The organism is Acinetobacter sp. YH12112 (assembly GCF_013418945.1).
GTDB lineage: Bacteria > Pseudomonadota > Gammaproteobacteria > Pseudomonadales > Moraxellaceae > Acinetobacter > Acinetobacter indicus.
This window is the reverse complement of the sequence record NZ_VPBA01000025.1, coordinates 23,577-39,853: the sequence shown is the minus strand read 5'-3', so window position 1 is coordinate 39,853 and position 16,277 is coordinate 23,577. Positions and strand designations below refer to the sequence as shown.

The 16,277-nt window shown below is 47.1% G+C and carries 16 protein-coding genes; 8 read left to right on the top strand and 8 right to left on the bottom strand.

The window, feature by feature from the left end; all coding sequences use genetic code 11:
- Positions 1 to 14: 14 nt before the first annotated feature.
- From gyrB to dnaA, 4 genes are all read right to left on the bottom strand, one after another.
- Positions 15 to 2,483, bottom strand: coding sequence for a DNA topoisomerase (ATP-hydrolyzing) subunit B (gene gyrB / locus FTU50_RS10355; RefSeq protein ID WP_104470783.1), 2,469 nt, complete (start codon positions 2,481 to 2,483; stop codon positions 15 to 17).
- A 42-nt stretch (positions 2,484 to 2,525) separates the two neighbouring features.
- A complete protein-coding gene (recF, locus tag FTU50_RS10350) occupies positions 2,526 to 3,608 on the bottom strand; it encodes a DNA replication/repair protein RecF (RefSeq protein WP_005181126.1) in 1,083 nt (360 codons plus the stop codon).
- Positions 3,609 to 3,632: 24 nt separating this feature from the next.
- Positions 3,633 to 4,781 (bottom strand): DNA polymerase III subunit beta, encoded by a 1,149-nt coding sequence (gene dnaN / locus FTU50_RS10345; RefSeq protein WP_016659767.1) that lies wholly within the window; start codon positions 4,779 to 4,781, stop codon positions 3,633 to 3,635.
- Between the two features lie 110 nt (positions 4,782 to 4,891).
- Positions 4,892 to 6,271, bottom strand: a complete 1,380-nt coding sequence (gene dnaA / locus FTU50_RS10340) for a chromosomal replication initiator protein DnaA (protein WP_005181121.1) — start codon at positions 6,269 to 6,271, stop codon at positions 4,892 to 4,894.
- Between the two features lie 660 nt (positions 6,272 to 6,931).
- Between dnaA and rpmH the strand changes: the two genes are divergently transcribed.
- From rpmH to FTU50_RS10310, 6 genes are all read left to right on the top strand, one after another.
- Positions 6,932 to 7,066: a 50S ribosomal protein L34 gene (gene rpmH / locus FTU50_RS10335; protein WP_000831329.1), complete on the top strand. Its 135-nt coding sequence runs from the start codon at positions 6,932 to 6,934 to the stop codon at positions 7,064 to 7,066.
- Between the two features lie 28 nt (positions 7,067 to 7,094).
- Complete coding sequence (rnpA, locus tag FTU50_RS10330) at positions 7,095 to 7,487, top strand: ribonuclease P protein component (protein ID WP_180047189.1); 393 nt, start codon at positions 7,095 to 7,097, stop codon at positions 7,485 to 7,487.
- A gap of 9 nt (positions 7,488 to 7,496) precedes the next feature.
- Positions 7,497 to 7,817, top strand: coding sequence for a membrane protein insertion efficiency factor YidD (gene yidD, locus FTU50_RS10325; protein WP_045795963.1), 321 nt, complete (start codon positions 7,497 to 7,499; stop codon positions 7,815 to 7,817).
- A gap of 5 nt (positions 7,818 to 7,822) precedes the next feature.
- Positions 7,823 to 9,592 carry a membrane protein insertase YidC gene (gene yidC / locus FTU50_RS10320; RefSeq protein ID WP_075168111.1) on the top strand — a complete coding sequence of 590 codons (1,770 nt, stop codon included), beginning with the start codon at positions 7,823 to 7,825 and terminating at the stop codon, positions 9,590 to 9,592.
- A 95-nt stretch (positions 9,593 to 9,687) separates the two neighbouring features.
- The gene (gene mnmE, locus FTU50_RS10315; RefSeq protein ID WP_168382786.1) at positions 9,688 to 11,043 is read left to right on the top strand and encodes a tRNA uridine-5-carboxymethylaminomethyl(34) synthesis GTPase MnmE; all 1,356 of its coding nucleotides are present in this window, start codon (positions 9,688 to 9,690) and stop codon (positions 11,041 to 11,043) included.
- Between the two features lie 275 nt (positions 11,044 to 11,318).
- Positions 11,319 to 11,654 carry a DUF1622 domain-containing protein gene (locus tag FTU50_RS10310; RefSeq protein ID WP_005181102.1) on the top strand — a complete coding sequence of 112 codons (336 nt, stop codon included), beginning with the start codon at positions 11,319 to 11,321 and terminating at the stop codon, positions 11,652 to 11,654.
- A gap of 117 nt (positions 11,655 to 11,771) precedes the next feature.
- Here FTU50_RS10310 and FTU50_RS10305 read toward each other — a convergent pair whose 3' ends face one another.
- On the bottom strand, positions 11,772 to 12,914 hold the full coding sequence (locus FTU50_RS10305) for an MFS transporter (protein WP_075175269.1): 1,143 nt from the start codon (positions 12,912 to 12,914) through the stop codon (positions 11,772 to 11,774).
- A 139-nt stretch (positions 12,915 to 13,053) separates the two neighbouring features.
- Complete coding sequence (locus tag FTU50_RS10300) at positions 13,054 to 13,320, bottom strand: metal/formaldehyde-sensitive transcriptional repressor (protein WP_104498506.1); 267 nt, start codon at positions 13,318 to 13,320, stop codon at positions 13,054 to 13,056.
- Between the two features lie 54 nt (positions 13,321 to 13,374).
- On the opposite strand from FTU50_RS10300, the gene dmeF reads away from it, so the two are divergent.
- Both dmeF and FTU50_RS10290 read left to right on the top strand, forming a co-directional pair.
- Complete coding sequence (gene dmeF, locus FTU50_RS10295; RefSeq protein ID WP_180047191.1) at positions 13,375 to 14,394, top strand: CDF family Co(II)/Ni(II) efflux transporter DmeF; 1,020 nt, start codon at positions 13,375 to 13,377, stop codon at positions 14,392 to 14,394.
- A 90-nt stretch (positions 14,395 to 14,484) separates the two neighbouring features.
- Positions 14,485 to 15,186, top strand: coding sequence for a DsbC family protein (locus FTU50_RS10290; protein ID WP_168394136.1), 702 nt, complete (start codon positions 14,485 to 14,487; stop codon positions 15,184 to 15,186).
- 72 nt (positions 15,187 to 15,258) lie between these two features.
- On the opposite strand, the gene FTU50_RS10285 is transcribed toward FTU50_RS10290, so the two are convergent.
- Both FTU50_RS10285 and hpt read right to left on the bottom strand, forming a co-directional pair.
- A complete protein-coding gene (locus tag FTU50_RS10285; protein ID WP_005181091.1) occupies positions 15,259 to 15,519 on the bottom strand; it encodes a GlsB/YeaQ/YmgE family stress response membrane protein in 261 nt (86 codons plus the stop codon).
- Positions 15,520 to 15,685: 166 nt separating this feature from the next.
- Positions 15,686 to 16,213 carry a hypoxanthine phosphoribosyltransferase gene (hpt, locus tag FTU50_RS10280; protein ID WP_005181088.1) on the bottom strand — a complete coding sequence of 176 codons (528 nt, stop codon included), beginning with the start codon at positions 16,211 to 16,213 and terminating at the stop codon, positions 15,686 to 15,688.
- Between the last annotated feature and the right edge of the window lie 64 nt (positions 16,214 to 16,277).

Sequence of the window (16,277 nt, the reverse complement as noted above, 5' to 3'; positions counted from 1 at the left end):
TTTAAATCATGCCCTTAGGCATCAATATCGGCATTCAGGGCGTTCTCTTCAATAAAAGCACGACGTGGTTCCACATCATCGCCCATTAAACATGAGAACATCCGATCTGCTTCAATCGCATCTTCAATGGTCACCTGCAGCATATGACGGTTTTCCGGGTCCATGGTGGTTTCCCAAAGCTGCTCGGCATTCATTTCACCCAGACCTTTATAACGCTGGATCATCATGCCGCGGCGTGAGTCCTGCAGAATATGCTGCCAGACCTGATGGAAGCTGTTGACCTGAATCTTGCGCTCGCCTTTTTGCAAGTACGCGCCTTCTTCAATCAGGCTAAACCAGCTCTTCGAGTTCTTCAGCAAACGTGCGTACTCACCCGAACCGAGTAAACCGGCATCCAGCAAATAGGCATGTGGCAGGTTATGCACATAAATGGTAATACGTGGCCAGTAAATCGCAGACTTCTGTCCTTCCGCATCTTCTTTGTCAAAGGTTTCGATGCTGAGTTCAGGACGTAAACTGCTTTGAGTGGCCGCGATATAGGCACACAGCTGCTCACCCCAAGCCTGTACATAATCCAGATCATGCGCCTGATCCAGCTTGAACGCCTCTTGCGCCAGCAAACCATCTAACAGGCTGGCTGGATAACGCAAGGTTAAACGGCTCAGGCTCTTTTGCGAGGTCTGATAATCGGCAATCACCGAAGCCAGTGCTTCACCACGAATCGCCGGTGCATCTGCGCTGACATGCAGGGCCAGTTCATCAATGGCATTGGAAATCAGATAGGTTTCCAGTGCTTCATTGTCTTTAATGTACTGTTCCTGCTTACCTTTTTTCAGCTTGTACAGCGGTGGCTGGGCAATATAGATATGACCACGTTCCACCAGCTCCGGCATTTGACGAAAGAAGAACGTCAGCAGCAAGGTACGGATGTGCGAACCATCGACGTCGGCATCGGTCATGATAATGATTTTGTGATAACGCAGCTTGTCCGGGTTATATTCTTCACGGCCAATTCCGCAGCCCAGTGCAGTAATCAAGGTGCCGACTTCTGCCGATGAAATCATCTTGTCAAAACGGGCACGTTCCACGTTCAGGATCTTACCTTTTAGCGGTAAAATCGCCTGCATTTTACGGTTACGGCCTTGCTTGGCTGAACCACCCGCAGAGTCACCCTCGACCAGATACAGTTCAGATAAAGCTGGATCTTTTTCCTGACAATCGGCCAGTTTACCCGGTAAACCGGCAATATCCAGCGCGCTCTTACGACGGGTCATTTCACGTGCTTTACGCGCTGCATCACGGGCACGCGCTGCATCAATAATCTTGCCGGCAATCGATTTGGCCGCTTGCGGGTTTTCCAGTAAATATTCCGAGAAGGATTTATTCATGGCCTGCTCGACTGCAGGTTTTACCTCACTCGACACCAGTTTTTCTTTGGTCTGTGAAGAGAATTTTGGATCAGGCACTTTCACCGAAATAATTGCGGTCAAACCTTCACGTGCGTCATCCCCGGAAACCACCACTTTCTCTTTTTTGAGCAGGTTTTCGTTTTCCATGTAGCTGTTTAAACCACGGGTCAACGCGGCACGGAAACCGGCTAAATGGGTACCGCCATCTTTTTGCGGAATATTGTTGGTAAAGCAGCGTACATTTTCCTGATAAGAATCATTCCATTGCAACGCAACTTCAACTCCAATGCCATTTTCTGCCTGCACGGTAAAATGGAAAATATCATTCAGATGGTTTTTGCCTTCGTTAATATATTTCACGAACTCAGACAGACCACCTTCATAGTCATAGATATGTTCCAGGTTAATACGCTCATCTTTCAGAACAATACGTACACCGGCATTCAGGAACGACAGTTCACGTAAACGGCGCGCCAGAATATCGACATTAAAAATGGTCTGGCTGAAAGTCTCGGCGCTTGGCCAGAAACGAACCATGGTTCCGGTCTCTTCTGTTTCACCAACCACAGTTAATGGATATTGCGGATCACCATGACGGTATTCCTGCTGATGAATCTGACCGGCACGTTTAATGGTCAGTTCCAGTTTGCTCGACAGGGCGTTTACCACCGATACCCCGACCCCGTGCAGACCGCCCGACACTTTATAACTGTTGTCGTCGAACTTACCGCCGGCGTGCAGGATGGTCAGAATCACCTCGGCAGCCGATACGCCTTCTTCCGGGTGAATGTCGGTTGGAATGCCGCGACCGTTATCGGCCACAGATACCGATTCATCTTCATGAATAGTGACTAGAATCTCGTCACAATGGCCGGCAAGCGCTTCGTCAATCGCGTTATCGACCACCTCGAACACCATGTGGTGCAAACCGGTACCATCATCTGTATCACCGATATACATGCCCGGGCGTTTACGAACAGCATCTAGGCCACGTAATACTTTGATACTAGAGGAATCATAAGCCTTTTCATTGGTTTGTTCTGTTTGAGTGGCAGATTGATCTTCTGAACTCATGGTTTCTCCCTAGTAAAAACTGGTCTATCCAAAGATAAAAAACTATTGCACAACAACTTGAACAGTACCGTTTTCAACATTGAATAATTGATAGGAAATAGACAAATCATGTAAGTGATTCTGCACTGATTCATGGTCTAAGGTGGTAATAAAAACTTGACTACCAAGTTGGCTCAATCGCTCAATTAAACGTCGTTGTGCGGTTAAATCTAATTCTGCTGTCAGATCATCTAATAATACCACAGTTTCCTTATTGCACGCATGCAGCATTGCAATCTGTGACAGTTTTAAAGCCATGATCAATAACTTTTTTTGTCCGCGTGACAGCACCACATCGGCATCGCCCGTCGCTGTTTTTAAACGTAAATCTGCGCGATGCGGTCCATATTCGGTATAACGGCGCTCCACATCTTTCTGATGATGATTGACCAAATCGCTCATTAAACCCGGTTCCGGATGAAATCCCGGATGGTATTCCAGGCGAATATTTAAATCGGGCAACAACTGCTGTAAATCCTGCTGAAAATAATGCTGCCACTGCTCGATAATACTGTAGCGTTGCAGATGCAGCATTTCACCATACTGGCTCAGCATCTGGTTCCACGGTTCCAGCTCGGCCAGGCTTAAATGACGCCGGGTTTTTAGTAAGCTGTTACGCTGTTTTAAGGCCCGCGAATAGTATTGCCAGGCATGATAAAACTCTGGTTCCACGTGGAACATCATCCAGTCCAGCAACTGCCGGCGCGGTTTGGCGCCGTGGTCGATAATATCGGTACTTTGCGGATCAATCAGTTGTAGCGGCAGCAGTTTGGCCAGCTGCCCCTGGGTGGCAATATGATCACCATTGACCTTAATCAGTTGTTCCCCAGACAGCAGTTTTTGCATGCCGATTTTTTCGGTGGGCGACTGGGCAAATACAATCGCATCTTGGGCATCATGCTGAATATAGTTTTTGGGGATATGGGTACGGAAGGAACGACCGGTGGCCAGTAAATGAATGGCCTCCAGAATCGAGGTTTTACCGGAGCCATTGGCACCATAAAAGACATTAAACGGCTGCAACCCGACGAGTGCAACCGCTTTTAAGTTTCGAACACGTTCTATATTTAAACGCGTAATATGCATAATCGTGTCAGATCACATACAAGCTTAGACACGCATCGGCATCACAACATAGGTTTGATCTTGCTGCGCTGGGTCTTGCACCAGTACCGACTGGTTGGCTTCGGTCATGGTCATTGCCACATCATCACCATCCAGTGCACCTAATACATCCAGCAGATATTGAGCATTGAACGACATTTCCAGCGGTGCATTGTTGTATTGCACGGCCAGGTCTTCAATCGCTTCATCCTGCTCCGGGTTGTTGGCACGTAATTGCAGTGAATCTGCATTAAAGTTCAGGAATACGCCGCGTAATTTTTCATTACTTAAAATCGCCACACGCTGTAACGACTGCTTGAAGACATCATGTGCAATCATCACCACTTTATCGCCACCACGTGGAATCACACGGCGGTAATCCGGGAATTTACCATCAATTAACTTGGTGGTGAAACGTACGGTAATATCACCCTGCTCTTTGTCACGGCTTGGCACGGAAATGGTTACATTTAACAGTTCACGACCAATTAACAAAGACAGCTGCTCATCTTCAATACTGAGCAAACGCTGTAATTCACCCACGGCTTTACGTGGCACAATTGCCTGAATTGGCTGCGTCGCATTTGAAGAGGCACCGGTTTCACATAATGCCAAACGGTGGCCATCGGTAGTCACAGCGCGCAGCTGGTTTTCATCAATTTCCAGCAAGGTGCCGGTCAAATAGAAACGTACATCCTGCACCGCCATGGCAAAGGCAGTTTTTTCAAATAAACGTTTTAATTCACGCTGAGTCACCGCTACCTGTGTGCCTTGAGTATTTTCAGTGGCCAATAACGGATAATCTTCGGCTGGTAAAGTCCCCAACACGAAACGGCTGTTGCCTGATTTTAAAATACAGCGCTGATCTTCAGTAATCTGCAGGTCAATTAAAGCCGCAGTCGGCAAAGATTTACAGATATCCATCAGTTTACGTGCCGGCACTGTGGTCTCACCCGCCTGTAAACATGCACCTTCAGCCAGAACCGTACTGGCCACCAGCTCAACTTCCAGATCGGAACCGGTAATGGTCAGCGCCTGTTCGGTCACCTGAACTTTCACGTTAGATAAAATGTTTAACGTATGGCGACGTTCAACCGCTCCTACAACATGTGATAGAACATTGAGTAAGCTTTCTTTGGCGATTTTTAAACGCACGGTACATTCCTCTAACAACTGAAGATGATGAAGATAAAAATTAATTTTTTAGCAGTGTACTATGCGGCAGAATATGCCGCATTGCAAGAACAGAATTTGACCAAACCGGCCTAACTTTGCAACAGGCGTTGCAGGTTTTTATAGTCCTCGTTGAAGATTGGATCTTCTTCGCGCAGGCTTTGTACTTTCTCGCAGGCATGCATCACGGTACTGTGGTCACGACCACCAAAAGCCATGCCAATTTCAGGGAAACTGTCCCCGGTCAGTTCACGGGCCAGCCCCATCGCCAGCTGTCGTGGACGGGCATAAATCCGGGTACGTTTTGGCCCGACCAATTCTTTGAGTGGGATACGGAAATATTCACTGACCACACGCTGGATATTTTCGGTACTGATGGTACGCGCACGAATCGCCAGCACATCTTTTAGAGATTCACGCACCACATCCAGATCAATCGCGGTGCCTTTAAAACGGGAAATTGCGACCACCTTATTTAAGGCGCCTTCCAGTTCACGCACGTTGGCGACCACCTGCTGGGCAATAAACAAGGCACAGTTGCGCGGTAAATCGACGCCACTGCTTTCGGCTTTCTTTAATAGAATTTCAATCCGGGTTTCAATATCGGGCGGTTCTACCCCCACCGACAGGCCCCAGGAAAAACGCGATACCAGACGTGGGTCCAGTTCGGTCAGTTCTTTTGGATAACGGTCCGACGTCAGAATAATCTGCTTGGATTCATCCAATAAGGCATTAAAGGTATAGAAAAACTCCACCAGACTGGCTTCTTTACCGGCCAGCAAATGAATGTCATCCACCAAGAGCAGATCGAGTGAACGGCAATTTTTCTTGAATTCTTCAACCTTGCCCTGCTGTAGCGAGCTAACAAAGTCATGTACAAAGCTTTCAGCAGTCATATACATGACCCGGGCATTCGGCTTGGCCTGCAGCAAGGCATTCCCCACCGCTTGCATCAAGTGGGTTTTACCCAGACCGGTCGGGCCATATAAAAATAGCGGGTTATGTTGTGAAGCGCCCAGATGGGTCAATACTTTACGGCAGGTTTCTGCCGCCATCTGGTTAGAACGGCCTTCTACAAATAAAGAAAAGGTAAATAAAGGGTTTAACTGACGCTTGCGGCTGTTTTTGCTGCCACTCTCTTCTTTGTCCTTTTTTGGACGGCTGACCGGTGCCGGTGCTGACTCTAAAGCAGCGGTGGTGGTCGCTGGCTGTTCACTGGCCGATAAAATGGCGCCCGGACGGGAATCGACCAGGATTTCAACTTTACGTACCCGTCCTTCAGACAGTTGTTCGGCCAGAATCGTGATCAGCTCAAGATGATGTTCCTGAATATAGCGGGTCCAATACGGGTTCGGTGCATATAAACGTAAAGTATCTTCTGATTCTTCTGCAACTAATGGGCGAATCCACATCGTAAAGACATTCCCAGAGAGCTCTTGTCGCAAGCGATTTAAGCAGTCCGTCCAAAGCATGTGAAAACCCCTATTTATTCCATTTTAAATTTAAAACGCATTCGTCCGCTGCAAGCGGGTCGCCATTCTAACCAAGTTATCCACATCTGTCATGAGAAATTGAGCGAATTTAGCCAAAAAACAAACATCAAGATCTAAATTTAAATTTAAAAGCTGGTGTGGATAAGTTTATCCGCAAGCTGTGGATAAAATATAGCATAAAGTTATCCACAATGTATTAAAAATATAAAAACACAGTTATCCACATGCAAAGTCTATGTTTTTTAAATTTAAAAATTGCTTTTCCACATAAAAAAGCCACCCTAATAAGAATAAATTTAAATTTATAAATTTGAATTTATATATTAGAGCGTGCTCGGATGTGGATAAACTGAAAATAAATTTAAATTCGAATTTAAACCTGTAGAGAATAAATTTATTCACATGGTCTTGTGGATAATTATGTGAATAATATTGTTTATAACTTATTTTGTATTTTTTAACAATAGGATAGCTTGTGAATAAGCCAGAATATGTACAATTGCCTATTCCTGGATAAACTTAAGGCCTTTTATAAAAATTAGGCTTATTTAAAGGAAAACCGTGTTTTTGATTGACAGCTCAAGCAATGAGCACTAAAATCGCGGACCTTTATAGAAAGATCATTTTTGGAGTTTCGACATGAAACGTACATTCCAACCATCTGAATTAAAGCGTAAACGCGTTCATGGTTTCCGTGCTCGTATGGCTACTAAAGCTGGTCGTCAAGTATTAGCTCGCCGTCGTGCAAAAGGTCGTCACAGCTTAACTGTTTAATCAGTCACGCTGCATCGACTTGGGTGTTATGACATCACTTTATGGCTTCAGCACAGAGCTTCGTATACGCTGTGCTGCCGATTATAAAGATGTGTTTAATGGTGCGCTTTTTAAAGTGCATCAACCCCATTTCTTATTTCTGGCAAAACCGTCCGAACTGCTGAACAGCCGTTTGGGTATTGTTGTTGCCAAGAAAAAAGTGCGTCGTGCACACGAAAGAAATCGAGTAAAACGACTTGCTCGCGAAAGTTTTCGCCTGCATCAACAGCAATTTGCTGTGCTGGATATTGTGGTGATGCCCAAAATGGGGATTGAAACAGTGCCAAATGCAGAGTTACATCAGCAATTACAATTTGCTTGGCAGAAATTGCACCGCCTTGCCAAAAAGCATTCTAAAATAGCTCCCTCCCCACATCAGTAGAGATGACCAATGGTACGTTTACTGCATTGGTTGATTCGTTTCTATCAGATTGCGATTAGTCCGCTTCTTGGACCACGTTGTCGCTATATTCCAACCTGTTCTCAATATGCCCTGGAAGCAGTCCAGATCCATGGGGCCGGACGTGGTGTGTGGCTGGCGACTAGACGTATCTGTCGTTGTCATCCGTGGGGTGGTTCGGGCTATGACCCTGTACCGGCCAAAGCAATTCGTTTTATTTCATTTCAGCAAATAGATTCTCAAACGGGTCACATTGCTGTACCCTTTCGTGAACGTTTATTGAACCAAAATCACTCTAACCACTTGGGGTAATAGATATGCAACAATGGGCCAGGATTGCAATTCTCGGGGCCATGTTTGTTGTCGCTTATTTGCTCATTTTGGCTTGGCAAAAAGATTATGGAAATGCTGAAACCCAACCACAGCAACAGGCTGCGGTGGTTTCACATGAAGTGTCTGCAGATTTGCCAAATGGCCAAACCGCTACAGCAGCTTCTGATGTACCGCAGGCAAATATTTCAGCGCAGCAGACTCAAACCACAGATGCCACTGCACCTGTAAGTCAGCAGCTTATTTCAGTACAAACTGACCTTTATCATCTTTGGATCAATCCAAAAGGTGGTGATATTGTTCGTGTTGAATTACTCAATCATGACAAAAATAAAGACAGTGATGCACCGTTTGTAATGCTTGAAAGCGATGACAAACGTACCTATGTCGCTCAGTCAGGCCTGATTGGTCTGAATGGACCAGACAGCAGCCGTAATGGTCGTCCAAACTATGAAGTTGAAAAATTAAGCTATAGCCTGGAAGATGCCAAAGCCGTTCAGAATCAGGACGGTGAAGCGGTGAAAGTGTTAAATGTACCAATGGTGTACAAAACTGCTGACGGTGTAGAAATTATCAAGACCTTCAGCTTCAAGCAAGGCGAATATCCGATTGTGGTCAACCACAAAGTGGTAAACCGCAGTGGCCAGAACTGGCAAGGTCAAATGTTTGGTCAGATCAAACGCGATAACTCGGATGATCCGGGTAAATCGGACCAGGGCATTTTCACTTTGGGTACCTTCCTGGGCGGCGCCTGGGGGACACCGGATGAACACTACAACAAGCTGAAATTCGACAACTTCACTGAAGAAAAACTGAATGTTGAAGCGACTGGCGGCTGGGTTGCGGTGGTACAGCACTACTTCGTGAGTGCATGGGTGCCGGGTAACCTGAAACTGACCCAGGCCGATGGCCAACCGTATAGCGCCAAGCTGGAATCGCGTAAATCAGGCGATAATATGAATATTATCGGCTTTACTTCGCCAACCATTAATGTACCGGCGGGTACAGTGGCAGAAGTCGATGCGACCTTCTATAGCGGTCCAAAAATCCAGTCAGAGCTGAAAGATCTGGCCACTGGTCTGAATCAGACTGTGGATTATGGCTGGTTATGGCCAATTGCCAAACTGCTGTTTGTAGGCTTGGAATTCTTCCACGGCTTAGTGGGGAACTGGGGCTGGGCAATTATTCTGTTGACCATTCTGGTGAAGCTGATTCTGTGGCCATTATCGTCGAAGAGCTACCGTTCTATGGCGAAAATGCGTGTGATTGCACCTGAAATGCAGCGCATGAAAGAAGAGTTCGGTGAAGACCGGATGCGCTTCTCGCAAGAGATGATGGCCCTGTACAAACGTGAACAGGTCAATCCGCTGGCCGGCTGTTTACCGCTGTTACTGCAAATGCCAATCTTCCTGGCCCTGTACTGGGTACTGATGGAATCTGTAGAGCTGCGTCATGCGCCATGGTTACTCTGGATTCAGGATTTATCGGCAATGGATCCTTGGTTTATCTTGCCGCTGATCATGGGTGCGACCATGTATATCCAGCAAATGCTGAACCCGCAGCCGACCGATCCTATGCAGGCTAAAGTCTTCCGCATTATGCCAGTGATCTTTACTGTGTTCCTGCTGTTCTTCCCGGCGGGTCTGGTGTTGTACTGGATTGTCAACAACCTGATCACCATCTTGCAGCAAGGCCTGATCAACAAATCTGTTGAGAAAGACCGTGCCAAACGTGATGAAGCGACCCCAGTCAACTAAGTTGTACTGACGAGCTGAATAAATCCGCTTAAGATGATACTCTTAGGCGGATTTTTTTTGGCCCGACTTTAAGCATTGCGACAGGTGAATTTATGCTGACCCAAACCACAACAATTGCTGCGATTGCCACTCCACCCGGGCGTGGCGGTGTGGGGGTAATTCGCCTGTCTGGTCCTAAATCCTATGCCATTGCTGAAGCCCTGACCCAAAAGCAGCTGCCAAAAGCCCGTTTTGCCGGCTTCCGCCAGTTTTATGAGGCTAGCGGTGAGGTGATGGATGAAGGTTTGGTGATTTGTTTCCCCAATCCGAACTCCTTTACCGGTGAAGACGTGGTGGAACTGCAAGGTCATGGCGGCCCGGTCATTCAAAATGCCCTGCTGGCACGTTTACTGGAACTCGGTGCGACCGCGGCCAAAGCTGGCGAGTTTTCCATGCGCGCCTTTGAAAATGGCAAGCTTGATCTGGTACAGGCCGAAGCGATTGCCGACCTGATTGACGCGACCTCGCAGGCTGCAGCACGTTCAGCGGTACGCTCCCTGCAAGGCGCATTTTCAACCAAGGTCAATACGGTTTTAGAAAAACTGATTCATCTGCGTTTGCATGTGGAAGCAGCGATTGATTTTCCGGAAGAAGAAATTGATTTTCTGGCCGATGGCAAAATTCTGGCCCTACTGGATGATGTTGCCAGCTCAGTCACCGCGGTACAGCAATCGGCACGTCAGGGACAATTATTACGTGAAGGCTTGCAGGTGGTGATTGCTGGTAAACCGAATGCCGGAAAATCATCTTTACTGAATGCTTTAGCCGGGATTGAACGGGCGATTGTGACCGATATTGCCGGTACCACCCGTGATGTGCTGCATGAAAAAATCACCTTAAATGGCTTGCCGATTACCCTGACCGATACCGCCGGTTTACGGGAAACCGGTGATGTGGTGGAAAAAGAAGGCATCCGCCGCGCGATTAAAGAAATTGAACAGGCCGATTTATTGCTGCTGGTGTATGACCTGAGTCAGGGTGAAGATCCGCTGCAATTGGCCCAGGAATATTTTGCCGATCATCTGGAACCCAAACGTCTGATGCTGATTGGTAATAAAGCAGATTTGACTGGTGCTGAAGCCGTTATTGGTGATTATCAGGGTTTTCGTCATATTACCGTGTCGGCCAAGCAGGAAACCGGTGTTCAATCGCTCATAGATGCGATTACAGCCCATGCAGGCTTCCAGCCGGAAGAAGATACCTTCATTGCCCGAACTCGTCATTTAGACGCAATGAAGCGCACCCAGTACTATCTGGCCGAAGCGCGCGAGCAGCTGGTAGATTATCATGCCGGTGAGCTGGTGGCTGAATCCCTGCGTCTGGCGCAAAATGCCCTAGGTGAAATTACCGGAGATTTTAGTGCCGATGATCTGTTGGGTAAAATTTTCGGTTCTTTCTGTATTGGAAAATAAGCGCAGCACGCTCTGAGCTTGCTATGCATTTAAAAGCATCAGGTGTTAGCCACCTGGTGCTTTTTTATTGCTTTTTATCAGGCAATCTCGTCATTTCAGCCTAAATAGTTTTGTATATTCTAAGGGAACAGCCTGTCACATTGTATGGGCTAGCCTATATCCCACCATCCGCCCTTCTATTGCCCGATATTCAGGCTATGATGAGTGAATAACCTACAAGTTGTTCCAATAAAATCCTGAACGCAGTTCAACAAAAACACTGCCGGAGGTGTGGCATGCTGGAGGTGGTTGATTTACGTGAGTCACTGGTTGCTTTAGTGAGTGTGCTGCAGCTGTTGCTCGAGTTTATCTCGGTGGTCTGTGTGGTGATTGGTCTGGTCAAAACCTTAATGGTGCTGGTTCAGCTAAAATCCGGCCGCAGTGCGCGCTATTGTTTTGGCAATTGGCTGGCCACTGCGCTGGAGTTTCAGCTGGCCGCGGATATTCTGGCCACCACGGTCGATCCGGATATGGACAGCCTGATCAAACTGGCGATTATTGCGGTCATTCGGACCTTTTTAAACTACTTTTTAATGAAAGAGCTGGAACATCAACCCGGTACAGAGAAATAAAACTATTCAATCATCTGGTGGATGTTGATATGGTCAGCATCTGATTGGCAGCGCAGTCTGTCCGCACCCAGGATCAGGCCGAGGGTGCCTGATCATCCCCGACTCAACAGCATTAATTTAAAAGGTTAGCACTTTACGCTGCTGCCAGATCAGGCTGAGGCAAAGCAGCCCAATCAGCATGCAGAAGCTGATAATACCCACACTTAAGCCAAAATGGTCTGATAAATAGCCCACCGCAATAATCGGTACAATGGTGCCCAGATAGGCAATAAACAGATAACTGGACATAATTGCAGCGCGGTTGTGCGGCTGACTCATCTGGTGAATCAGGCCAAAGGCGCCCAATAAGCTCAAGCCATGCCCAATTCCGACCAGCACATCACTGACAAAGAACAGCGGGCTCCATTGCAGCGACATACATAAACCCAGCAGAAGCAGACTGCCGAGCAGCGCATAGAGCCCCCAGCGCAAGGCCGTGGCAGGCAGTACACTACGGGCAAAAAACTGGACGATGGCTGAAATAATTAAAATCGCGGAAATTGCTACACCACTGACCAGTGGCCCATGCCAGGGCAAAATATCCTGCACAAACGACGGCGATAGCGAAGCAAACAGGCTAAAGCCGGCAAAGGCACAAAACGCGGCCAGACTGACCAGGAAAAAAGCAGCCTGATACGGCGCATCCGGGGTTTGCAATTTGGGATAAACCGAAAATGGCTGCTGTTCAAAGGCAGGCTGTTTTAGCTTGAACAGGCCCAGTCCACAGAAAATGGCACTGACAATCACCGGAAGATAAGGCGTGACCAGCGGCTGCTCGGCAAACTGGGCAATTACACCGCCCAGAAATGGCCCTAAACCAAAGCCAATTGCGGTAATAATCGAGCTGAGCTGCGGCGCCAGCAGCTTATGGCTATCGGGCACTACATTCATCAGCCCCAGCATGGCAGAAGTGGTAATCAGTCCGGAGGCAATCCCAATAATAAAGCGGCCGAGGCCCAAATACAGTGCTGTCGGCGCCCAGGCTGACAGTATCAGTCCAATCGTGACCAGGGCAATACCGACCTGCAAGCTGCGAACAAAACCAAAGCGGTTACTGGTTCGCCCCAGAAACAGTAAAGTGGCCAGACAACCGAACATATAGGCTACAAACAGATAGGTAATATGACTCGGCAGCAGCTGCCACAGCTCCTGATATAGGGGATATAAAGGGCTGGCCAGTGCGGTTCCAACGGTACCAATACACAGCGCCAGGCTGACCATTAAAAACGGCTGCCACGATTGAGCGTTTGACATGAGAGAATAAAAAAATACCTCAGCTTTTTGGCTCAGGTATCATGATATGAGAAAAGATCGTTTCAGTGTAAAGGCAGGAATTTTGTGGGTCAATCGAAAGATGGGCTTAGGTATAGCGTTTTAACAATTTTAAAAATTCATCCAGTTCGACTTCATTGACCTCGACCTCATTGCCAATGACATGATGGCGCAAATGCGATTCAATCAGCTCATTCATCAGCCCGTTAACCGCGCCTTTAATCGCAGCCACCTGCTGTAATACTTCGATACAGCTTTTTTCCGGATCATGGATGGACTGTTCCACCGCACTGATCTGACCTTGTAAACGCTTGATGCGATTTAAAACTTTTTTATCTGTATGTAAATGGCCCACACTTCACCTTAATTTCAAATATACTATGGGGGAGTATATTGGGCGATTCTCCCCATGCAAAATCATGTTTCTCACCGTACCCATCACCATCAGTTTGATGAAGGCAATCCACTGGCCCAGAAGCGTATATTATATGCTGCGATATTAACCGGTGTCATGATGCTTTTAGAGATTATTGGCGGCTGGATTTTTAACTCGATGGCACTTCTGGCCGATGGCTGGCATATGAGCTCGCATATGCTGGCTTTGGGGCTGGCCTATGTGGCTTATCGGGCGGCGCGTCATTATGCCCAGGATGCCCGTTTTAGCTTTGGTACCTGGAAAATTGAGATTCTGGCTGGTTATAGCAGTGCGATTTTATTGCTGGTGGTGGCCGGTTTTATGGCGTTTCATTCGGTAGAACGCTTATTTTTCCCGGTTAATATTCATTATAACGAAGCCATTCCCATTGCGATTTTAGGCCTATTGGTCAACTTGATTTGTGCCTGGTTACTGCATGATGATGGTCACCATCACCATCACCATCACCATCACCATCACCATCACCATCACCATCACCATCACCATGAGTCGGGGCATGGACATGCGCATGCACATACAGCTGGAGCACATGATTTAAACCAGAAAGCTGCGTTTATGCATGTGGTGGCCGATGCTGTGACCTCCATTTTTGCGATTGTGGCCTTAATTGCCGGCAAGTTCTGGGGCTGGGATTTTCTTGATGCGGTACTGGGTATTGTGGGTTCGATTCTGGTGGCACGCTGGGCCTGGGGCCTGATTCAGGAAACTGGACGCACCTTGCTGGATGCCGAAATGGATCATCCGGTGGTGGAAGAAATTCGCGAGGTGATTGCCGAGCTGCCAGGAATAGTCAATATCACCGATCTGCATGTCTGGAAAGTCGGTCGTGACAAGTTTTCCTGTATTCTGGCCGTAGAAACTGAAGATGAATTAAATGCCGATCAAATCCGCACGGCCCTGTCAGTGCATGAGGAAATTGTGCATGTCTCAATTGAAATTAACTCGATTCATCCGGTTTATGTTCCACGTGAAACGCCATTGTCGATGCTGTAGTGATTCGGTAAATTTCTCTGATGAAAGTTAAATTTTTGCCCCGATTTAAGATTAGAATCGGGCAAGGATTGATAAAGACAAGATTTCACTATGTTTAAACATGCATTCTTGCTGGCAGCGCTCGCGATGAGCTCAACGCCGGCACTGGCCAATGTCGACACGGTCAAAGCCAATTTAAAGCAGCAACATCCAAACCTGGACATCCAGAATATTCAGGCCACTGAAATGCGCGGGATTTATAGCGGTTCGATGCAGGGTCAGGTGGTGTATCTGAATGAAGATGCCAAGCATATTCTGGCCGGTTCCATGATCCGTTTAAGCGACCAGCAGAATTTGACCAAAGCGCTGCTGGTACAACAAAACAGCATCGACTGGAAAAAACTGCCGCTACAAGATGCTTTAAAAACGGTTCGAGGGACGGGTAAACGTCAGCTGGCCATCTTTTCTGACCCAAATTGCCCGTATTGCAAACAGCTGGAAGTAGAGCTGAAAAAACTCAATGATGTCACCATTTACACCTTTATTTTACCGTTAAAGGCACAATCGGTACGCCCTTCGCAGCAGGTGTATTGTGAAGCCAATCCGGCCCAGGCCTGGGAAGACCTGATTGCCAAAGGTCTTAGCCCGCGCACGAGCCAGTCCTGTGCCAATCCGATTCAGCGTAATCTGAAACTGGCGCAAAGCCTGGGATTAAACGGCACACCGGCCATTATTTTCTCGAATGGTTTTAAGGTGATGGGCGCCTACCCTGCTGCGCAGATCGAGCAGATTTTCAAGGAATTTGGACTCTAAGCTCAGATTGTTAAAAGTCAGATTTTAGACCATAAAAAAGCACCGGCGAATGAACGGTGCTTTTTTATTGATTTAAACGCGATGTGAGCGTTTGGAAATCATGTTATAGATAAACAGAATAATCAGCGCACCAATCACCGAGGCAATAAAGCCGGCAGCTGAGTTTTCATCATACAGACCGAGGAAGCGACCGCCGTAAGTGGCCAACAGTGAACCGGCGATCCCGAGTAAGGTGGTCATAATAAAGCCTGCTTTATCATCACCTGGATGGATGGCACGGGCGATAAGACCTGCAATAAAACCAATCACGATAGCCACAATAAGTGTCCACATCTCCTGTCTCCTTCTTGTTATGGTTTATCAAGTTGAGTTGTTGCTATTTGATTTATTTTTCAGGATTTTTGAGAGGACAAACAGTAGAGTCCTGCTACAGATTGTAGTTTTTTTGTCCGCTTTGTCGTAAAAAAAGTGGCTGAACGCCACTTTCTTTTGCGGTTGCTTACAGACCGATTTCACCAATAAACGGGATATGGCGATATTTCTGGTCATAGTCGAGGCCATAACCGACAATAAATTTGTCTTCTACTTCAAAGCCCAGGAATTTAACTTCCAGTTCAATTTCACGGCGTGACGGTTTGCTGACCAAGGTACACAGCTCAATCGAATTTGGTTCACGGGTTTGTAGAATTTCCAGTACTTTGCTCAGGGTATTGCCAGAGTCGATAATATCTTCTACCACCAGCACATCTTTGCCACGAATTTCGCCGTCGAGGTCTTTCAGGATTTTTACATCACGCGAAGACACAGTACTGCCGCCATAACTTGAAACGGTCATAAAGTCCAGTTCATGCGGTTTTTCAATGGTCCGGCATAAATCGGCCATAAACAGCACAGAACCGCGCAGTAAACCGATTAACACCAGCTCCTTGTCGCTATTGGCATAATGCGCATTAATCTGTTTACCAAGTTCTTGAACTTTCGCATGAATTTCTTCAGCAGAAATCAATACTTTCATATCAACGGTCATGGGTAGATCCCTAAAAGAGCAAAAAATAAAAAAGGTGTTGACCTGCAACACCCCAAAATATGCC